Origin of the sequence: Roseobacter sp. N2S, assembly GCF_031454055.1 — a bacterium.
Classification (GTDB): Bacteria; Pseudomonadota; Alphaproteobacteria; order Rhodobacterales; family Rhodobacteraceae; genus Amylibacter.
This window is the reverse complement of the sequence record NZ_JAVDQB010000001.1, coordinates 1,186,611-1,193,536: the sequence shown is the minus strand read 5'-3', so window position 1 is coordinate 1,193,536 and position 6,926 is coordinate 1,186,611. Positions and strand designations below refer to the sequence as shown.

The window sequence follows — 6,926 nt, the reverse complement described above, 5'->3', positions numbered from 1 at the left end:
CGTCGACAACGGCCCAGAATATATCAGTGGGACGCTCATGGCGTGGGCCGAGAAACGCAACATCCGGCTTGAACACATCCAGCCGGGCAAGCCGCAGCAGAACGCCTATATCGAACGTTTCAACCGAACCGTTCGTGGCGAGTGGTTGGGGCAATATATCTTTGAAACGATTGAGGAGGCACAAGACCAGGCAACGGAATGGCTCTGGACTTACAACAACGAGCGGCCCAACATGGGCATCGGCGGCATGACGCCCGCCATGAAACTGAAAACAGCTGCGTGAATTCTACGGCTGAACCCCATTGAAAATGGGGGGATTACCCTCTCAACAGTCCGCGCCGTTACAGATTTTCGGCTAGAACGACTGATCGCTTGTCTTGTTTCGAACAAAAGTAGCGTCCCTGCTTTTAGCCTGTCCTCGACTTGGGTTTCACCTTCGAACAATTTTAACGATTTCTCTCATGCGAGGCTGCCTTTCATAAACCAATTCGTAGGATTCTGCGCTCTATGTTGTCTGGACACTCGTCGCCCCCGATTGGTGTTTTTCCAAACCGAAGATGGTGCAAAGGATGGTCCGAATGTTGCTTGAACATGAACACACTGCCGAATTGACGGAGTTTCCCACGCGGCCTTTGAAACTGCGCAACCCAGTCAAATTGAACACCCAGACCGTGATCCACCTGTCTGCGGATACGATGTTAATTACCGGGGAAATGGAACTGTTCAACCACGTTGACCCCAATGACTACATGTGGACAGGGAAAGGCGCCCGCTCTGTCGCTAAAATGGTGGCGTTTCAAAGTCCGTTCAAAGCGGCCCCCGGTATCACCTTTGGACTTAGCAGCTTTGACAGCTCTAAGGCGCAGAATTTGCGCTATCGTGTTGGGTTGGAAAATATCGGTCAGCAGGGCTTTAAAATCGCCATCCACACTTGGGGCGACACAAAAATCGCCCGCTGCGCCGTATCTTGGCAGGCTATCGGCACTGCATAATGTTAAAACCGCAACAGGCGACGCAATATCTGCGCCGCCTGTGGTTCTGATTTCGGAAACAGCCGTTATTGCGACAGCCAATAGGGTCAGGTGATCTTTTTATCGTCCACAATATCCATGCTGGCCAACCCGCTTTGCCCCAACTCAACCGAGGCAAATGGCCCCCCAAGACGGGCGTTGCCTGGATCAGTCGGATCCATCGCAGGTGTGTTTTTAAGGATCTCTTCTGCAAAGACTTCGGCGTTGTCTTTAGGCTTATACCCCAAATGCCGCGCTTTGGTGTTATCAACGGGCGCGCGGTCATTGTTGGACACACCGTAAATCACGCTCCATTGCACCACGGGGGTTTCAATCGCACGGGTCACCAGTTGGATCAGATCGTCATACGACAACCACGTCCCCAAGGCGCGCGCACCGGTCACTTGGGCTGCAGACAGAATCCGCAGATGCACGGATTCCATCTGGCGTTTTTCCCAATACATCCGGCCTAAATCCTCGGTAAAACATTTGGCCAACCCATAGAATGTATCAGGCCGATGGGGCACATCCACCCCCACATTATCGCGCGACGGATACATGCCTACCGCATGGATCGAGCTGGCATAAACCACGCGGCGCACACCGTGGCGATAACCTGCTTCCCACACGTTGTAAGAACCAACAAAATTCGGCCCCCAGATTTCTTCGAACGGGACTTCATCCACAATAGCGCCGAAATGGATGACCATATCCGCGCCTTCCATCAAAGGTTCGACTTCTTCGAACTTGGAAATATCCGCCTGAACAAACCGTTCGCTTGGGTATAATTTTCCAACCCCATCGGCGATATCCGTGGAAACCAATTCCTCGCACATTTTCGACAATGGTTCGCGCAAGTAAGACCCCAACCGACCGGCAGCACCGGTTAAAACTAGTTTTTTCAGCATGTTAGCCTCGCATCTTTGCAATTAGTTGGTTGGCGCCTTGGGTCAGAAGTTGCAGGTCCGACCCACAGGCGACAAAGGTGAAACCCTCACCCAGTAGTTTTTTGGCAAATTCCGCGTCAAACACCAGCGTGCCCACAGGAATGCCTTTATCCATCAGCTTTTTCGCAACGGGGCGAATGGCCTCCCAGATATCTGGATGGTTAGGATTGCCCAAAATCCCCATATCCGCGCCAATATCGGCGGGACCAAAGAACACGCCATCTACGCCGTCCACTGTGCCGATTTGATCAATTTGTTCCATCGCAGCGCGGGTTTCTACCTGTACAATGGTGCCAACCCGATCATTGGCATTCACAAAATAGTCCTTCACCCGACCAAACCGCGTTGCGCGCGTCAGACCGGACACACCGCGCACCCCGTGGGGCGGGTAGCGCATGGCAGAAACGGCAGATGCCGCTTCATCCGGGTTTTGCACCATTGGAAACAACAGGTTAGACGCCCCCGCATCCAGCAGACGTTTCACCATCACCGTGTCATTCCACGGTGGGCGCACAACTACGGTGCCGTCATAAGCTGCAAGCGCCTGCATTTGGGAAAACACTGCACCCAGTTCGGTGGGCGCATGTTCCATATCAATCAACAGCCAGTCGAATCCCGCGCCTGCAATGGCTTCGGCAGAAAAGCCAGAGCCAAGACTGACCCATAGGCCGATTTGCTGTTGTCCGGCCCGAATTGCGTCCAGAAATGTGTTTGGAGGATGGTTCATATGACCGCCTTCTCGTCAAAAGTTTCGTTATTTTCGATTCGCGCAAAGCTGAACGCTGACAGGTCCAACGTGCGGTATGCACCGTATGCAATCAGTTCGGAAATTCCGCGCCCCAAAGCAGGCGATTGCTGTAAGCCGTGACCGGAAAATCCGTTGGCAAAAATGAAATTATCCACAGTGCCGTGCCGCCCGATCACCGCATTCTGGTCCAGCGTGTTATAGGCGTAATGCCCGACCCAGGAATTCACCAGTTTGATCGCCTCAAACTGTGGGATTCGGTTGGCGATGATAGGCCAGACCTTATTTTCCCACAGGCTGTGATCTGCGTTGAAATCATCGGGGGCTACAGCCAGATCGTCTTCGGGTTCTGGCGCGCTGCCCGCCATATAATAATTGCCTTCGGTGCGAAAATGCACGCCCGAGGGATCAATGGTTAACGGCAGATCCTGATCCAGCGGTTTTTCCGCGGCAAAAATATACGTGTAACGTTTGCGCGGCTCAACCGGCAGGGAAATCCCCGCCATTGCAGCGGTGCGCGCGGCCCGCGGACCAGAGGCATTTACCACAGTACCGCAGGAAATCACCTCGCCAGATTTTAGCGTTACGGTTTCTACCGCAGTACCAGCAGAGTTTTTTGCCATCGAAACCACCTCGTTTTCGATGTATTCCACGCCCCGTTCACGGCCCGATTTTTTCCACCAATCGAACATCGTGCCACCATCAAAATAGCCCTCATTCACCCGATTGTGGTTGCCACCCAGAATATCCTCCAGTTGGTAAAACGGATACTCCGCTGCAATTTCGGCGCGGGTCATGAATTGCGTGGCAGCCCCTTGCGCAGCCTGCAATTTTTGCGCCTCTTGCAGCGAGTTTAGAAAATCTTCGGAGTCCGCCAGATATAAGTAGCCGAAACTTTGTAAGACCAGATCGGGCACTCGGGGGTCGCCGCCCATGAACTGTCTGAAGTTATTGATAAATTCCGCGCCAAACTGTGAGATTTTAACATTGATTGCACGGCTGAACTGCTGGCGGATGCAACTGTTTGTGTGCACCGTAGAGGCGAATTCATAGGTTGAATCCCGCTCCACCACCAGAATTCTACCGTCAAATCCGGCGCATTCTGTTAACCACCATGAAATCGATGCGCCGTACATGGCGCCGCCAACGATCACCACGTCATACGACGCGTGTTTCGGCGTGTTTGGATAGATGGCTTTCACCATGGCAAACCCTTTCGCTCCCTTAACGCCATGATGGGTAACTTGGGGCAAGCAAGGACACAAGCCCAGTCTACATCTGTTCAAACCCGAAATAGTTTTCTAACCTCCGCGAATGACACATAAATGGCTGCTTGCCCTATTCGCCTTTTTCCCGAGTTTCGCCTTGGCCCATGCGGGACAACAAGGGTTGATCCTGTTGCTTCCAACACAGATTTACATCCTGTCGGGCGGTTTGGCAGTGGTTTTGACCGTAGTTTTAGCGGCGTTTATGAAGCACCGTTTCTTAAAGACCCTTTTCACGCCCCACCCCATTGCCCCCCTGCCCGCCGCGCGTCAGATTTTCACAAGTCTTGCGTCCACATTTGCGTTTTTCGCAATGATCTGGCTGGGCCTGTTCGGCCCCCATGATCCGCTGGCTAATCTGATGTCGCTGGGGGTTTGGACAGGTGTCTGGATCGGGCTGGTTCTTTTATGCGGGATCTTCGGCAATCTTTGGGCTTGGCTGAACCCGTGGAGCGGGATTTTTGCGCTGTTGGCAGGCAAGGACCCAAGCCCACCGTTTCAACTGCCCGAAAGCATTGGGCATTGGCCCGCCATAGCGCTTTTGATGGGGTTTAACGGCTTTGGCATTGCAAGTGCGGCAGCAACCGATCCGCAGCTTTTGGCGATTTTGGGCTGTTTGTATTGGATGTTCACCTTTGTGATGATGATGCTGTTCGGTGCAGAAACATGGCTGCAACGGGGGGAGTTTCTAACAGTTTTCATCGGCTTGCTGGCCAAAATATCGCCGTTTCAACGGGGGGAGACCTTAAACATCGGCTGTCCCGGTTGGCGGATTGCACAGTCCCCCACGCCCAGCCTGTCATTGGCGCTTTTTGCCCTGATTTTGCTGGGAACTGGCACGTTTGATGGATTGAACGAGACATTCTTCTGGCTTATCCAACTTGGCATCAACCCGCTGGATTTTCCGGGGCGTTCGGCCATTGTGCCGCAAACCCTGACCGGATTGATCGTGGTAAACATCGGACTTTGCGTGATTTTTTATCTGTGTGTGTGGCTTACCGCGCCCGCAAAACAGACAGGTGAATTGTTTCGCAGGCAGGCGTTAACCATCCTGCCCATAGCGCTAGCCTATCATTTTGCCCATTTCCTGCCCAGCTTTCTGGTAGACGGGCAATATGCCCTTGTGGCCCTGTCAAACCCGCTGAACAACGGGGCGGATTACTTTAATCTGGGGCCGTTTTTTGTGACCACAGGATTTTTCAACACCACGGCCACCGTGCGGGTGATTTTCCTCAGTCAGGCAAGCGGCATCGTTCTCGGCCACATCCTTGCCATTCTTTTATCGCACCGCGTGGCCAGTGATTTCTTCGCAACCCGCCGCGCCGTTTTAATAAGCCAGATACCCTTATCCGCTTTTATGATCGGATACACCATTCTGGGGCTCTGGCTGTTGGCCACACCCAAAGGAGCGTAAAAAATATGTAGACAAATCGTTAGTGTACATACAGACTTAATAAAAAAACAAAAACCAACCAACAGACGACTCGGAGGTTACAATGACGAAGTTAATAAAACCGACACCCACTCTCACACGCCGCACCTTGCTGGGAACAGCAGCCGCAGCGGTGGCAACAACGCCGCTGCTGGGCCGCTATGCCCAAGCCCAAAGCGCGGAACCGATCCGCATCGGGTTTCAGGTACACCGCACCGGTATCGGCGCATCTTATGGCCGCTGGTATGACCGCACCACAACGGCTGCTGTAAAACGCATCAACGACATGGGGGGCATCAATGGCCGCCCCGTTGAAATCATCGCCGAAGACGACGGTACAGACCCCAAACGGGGCGCGGAAGTTGTGGAAAAATTCGCCACCCAACACAATTGCGACATCGGGTTCGGCACCCTGTTTTCCCATGTGGTTTACGGATCGGCCCCGCGCGCTGGTGAATTAAAACTGCCTTATTTTGTTGTATCAGAGGGCCATCACGTTGCATCAGGCGCGTTGAACCGCTGGACCATGCAACCCGGCATCACAGATGTGAAATCACAGGTTCAGGCCATGGCCCCGTTTGTGGCGCAGAACCTTGGCAAAAAAGTCACCATGATCTTCCCCGATTTCGCGTTTGGCCATGATCACCGCGATTATTTCACCTCTGCGATTGAAGCACAGGGCGGCGAGGTTGTGGCTCATATCGCCATCCCGCCAAGCGAAACATCCTTCACCAAATATTTCCCGAACATCCCGCGGGAAACCGAAGTGATTTATCACGTGATGATCGGCCCCGCAGTTTTGACCTTTGTGAAAGAAATGGGTGAATTCTTTGGCCCGTCCAAACCGGAAATCTTTGGCTATATCGACAGTCTGGAAGCGGTGGACATAAACTCTCCCGGTCTGGAATTCCTCGAAGGCACGTATTTCTGGGAGGGCAACCCCCGCTACGCGCAGGCCGACCAGTCCAGCCACGACAAACTGTACCGCGAGGCAGTTGGCGTCGATGCAAATGGCGCTTCTGTAACGGATGCCAAGGACGTGTCTACTTACGCCCATATGTTCGGTTGTTGGGAAACGTTGAACATCGTCAAAGCGGGCATGGAAGCGGCGGATTACAAAGGCATTGCAGATCGTGCCAAACTGATCGAGGCGGTTGAGGCCATGACGGACATGCCCCTGTCTGACGACCATCCACAGGGGGCGAAACGCTTTAACGGCAAGACGCACCAGACCTTTGGCCATCAGTATATTTCCAAAGTCGAAGGCGGAAAACTGGTGTTGGCGCATACCTCTTCCATAGAGGATACGCTTTATGAAGACGAAGTGGATTACACCACCCAAAGCTTCTAAGCCGTCCGTCCAAAGGACCGCTTGACCAAGGATTAGGTCTGCGAACAGATCGTGGAAAGCCACCCTGCACATCACATGCAGGGTGGTTCCCCAAGGCGCGGCGGTGCTACAAAACCGCTCAGTGCCACGCCCTGCTCCACGCAGAACCCCGCGTTTTAAACGCAGGGCTCCTGCCA

7 protein-coding genes are annotated in these 6,926 nt (G+C 53.4%); 4 read left to right on the top strand and 3 right to left on the bottom strand.

The window, feature by feature from the left end; translation table 11 throughout:
• Both GGE09_RS05895 and GGE09_RS05890 read left to right on the top strand, forming a co-directional pair.
• The coding region (locus GGE09_RS05895) for an integrase core domain-containing protein (RefSeq protein ID WP_309744789.1) at positions 1-283 on the top strand (283 nt) is incomplete at its 5' end.
• Positions 284-578: 295 nt separating this feature from the next.
• Positions 579-992: an H-type lectin domain-containing protein gene (locus GGE09_RS05890; protein WP_309744787.1), complete on the top strand. Its 414-nt coding sequence runs from the start codon at positions 579-581 to the stop codon at positions 990-992.
• 86 nt (positions 993-1,078) lie between these two features.
• On the opposite strand, the gene GGE09_RS05885 is transcribed toward GGE09_RS05890, so the two are convergent.
• The 3 genes from GGE09_RS05885 to GGE09_RS05875 are packed head-to-tail and all read right to left on the bottom strand — an operon-like array spanning position 1,079 to position 3,907.
• On the bottom strand, positions 1,079-1,918 hold the full coding sequence (locus GGE09_RS05885; RefSeq protein WP_309744785.1) for an NAD(P)-dependent oxidoreductase: 840 nt from the start codon (positions 1,916-1,918) through the stop codon (positions 1,079-1,081).
• A gap of 1 nt (position 1,919) precedes the next feature.
• Positions 1,920-2,684: an aldolase/citrate lyase family protein gene (locus GGE09_RS05880; RefSeq protein ID WP_309744783.1), complete on the bottom strand. Its 765-nt coding sequence runs from the start codon at positions 2,682-2,684 to the stop codon at positions 1,920-1,922.
• Positions 2,681-3,907, bottom strand: coding sequence for an FAD-binding oxidoreductase (locus GGE09_RS05875; protein WP_309744781.1), 1,227 nt, complete (start codon positions 3,905-3,907; stop codon positions 2,681-2,683). Before GGE09_RS05875 ends, GGE09_RS05880 begins: the two co-directional genes overlap by 4 nt.
• A 109-nt stretch (positions 3,908-4,016) precedes the next feature.
• Between GGE09_RS05875 and GGE09_RS05870 the strand changes: the two genes are divergently transcribed.
• Both GGE09_RS05870 and GGE09_RS05865 read left to right on the top strand, forming a co-directional pair.
• The gene (locus GGE09_RS05870) at positions 4,017-5,381 is read left to right on the top strand and encodes a hypothetical protein (protein WP_309744779.1); all 1,365 of its coding nucleotides are present in this window, start codon (positions 4,017-4,019) and stop codon (positions 5,379-5,381) included.
• An 82-nt stretch (positions 5,382-5,463) separates the two neighbouring features.
• On the top strand, positions 5,464-6,750 hold the full coding sequence (locus tag GGE09_RS05865; protein ID WP_309744777.1) for an ABC transporter substrate-binding protein: 1,287 nt from the start codon (positions 5,464-5,466) through the stop codon (positions 6,748-6,750).
• The last annotated feature ends 176 nt before the right edge of the window (positions 6,751-6,926 follow it).

Excerpts from the sequence above, each read along its gene's own strand:
- GGE09_RS05870 (WP_309744779.1), top strand. The coding sequence starts at position 4,017 with ATGACACATAAATGGCTGCTTGCCCTATTCGCCTTTTTCCCGAGTTTC.
- GGE09_RS05880 (WP_309744783.1), bottom strand. The coding sequence starts at position 2,684 with ATGAACCATCCTCCAAACACATTTCTGGACGCAATTCGGGCCGGACAA.
- GGE09_RS05885 (WP_309744785.1), bottom strand. The coding sequence starts at position 1,918 with ATGCTGAAAAAACTAGTTTTAACCGGTGCTGCCGGTCGGTTGGGGTCT.
- GGE09_RS05890 (WP_309744787.1), top strand. The coding sequence starts at position 579 with ATGTTGCTTGAACATGAACACACTGCCGAATTGACGGAGTTTCCCACG.
- GGE09_RS05865 (WP_309744777.1), top strand. The coding sequence starts at position 5,464 with ATGACGAAGTTAATAAAACCGACACCCACTCTCACACGCCGCACCTTG.
- GGE09_RS05875 (WP_309744781.1), bottom strand. The coding sequence starts at position 3,907 with ATGGTGAAAGCCATCTATCCAAACACGCCGAAACACGCGTCGTATGAC.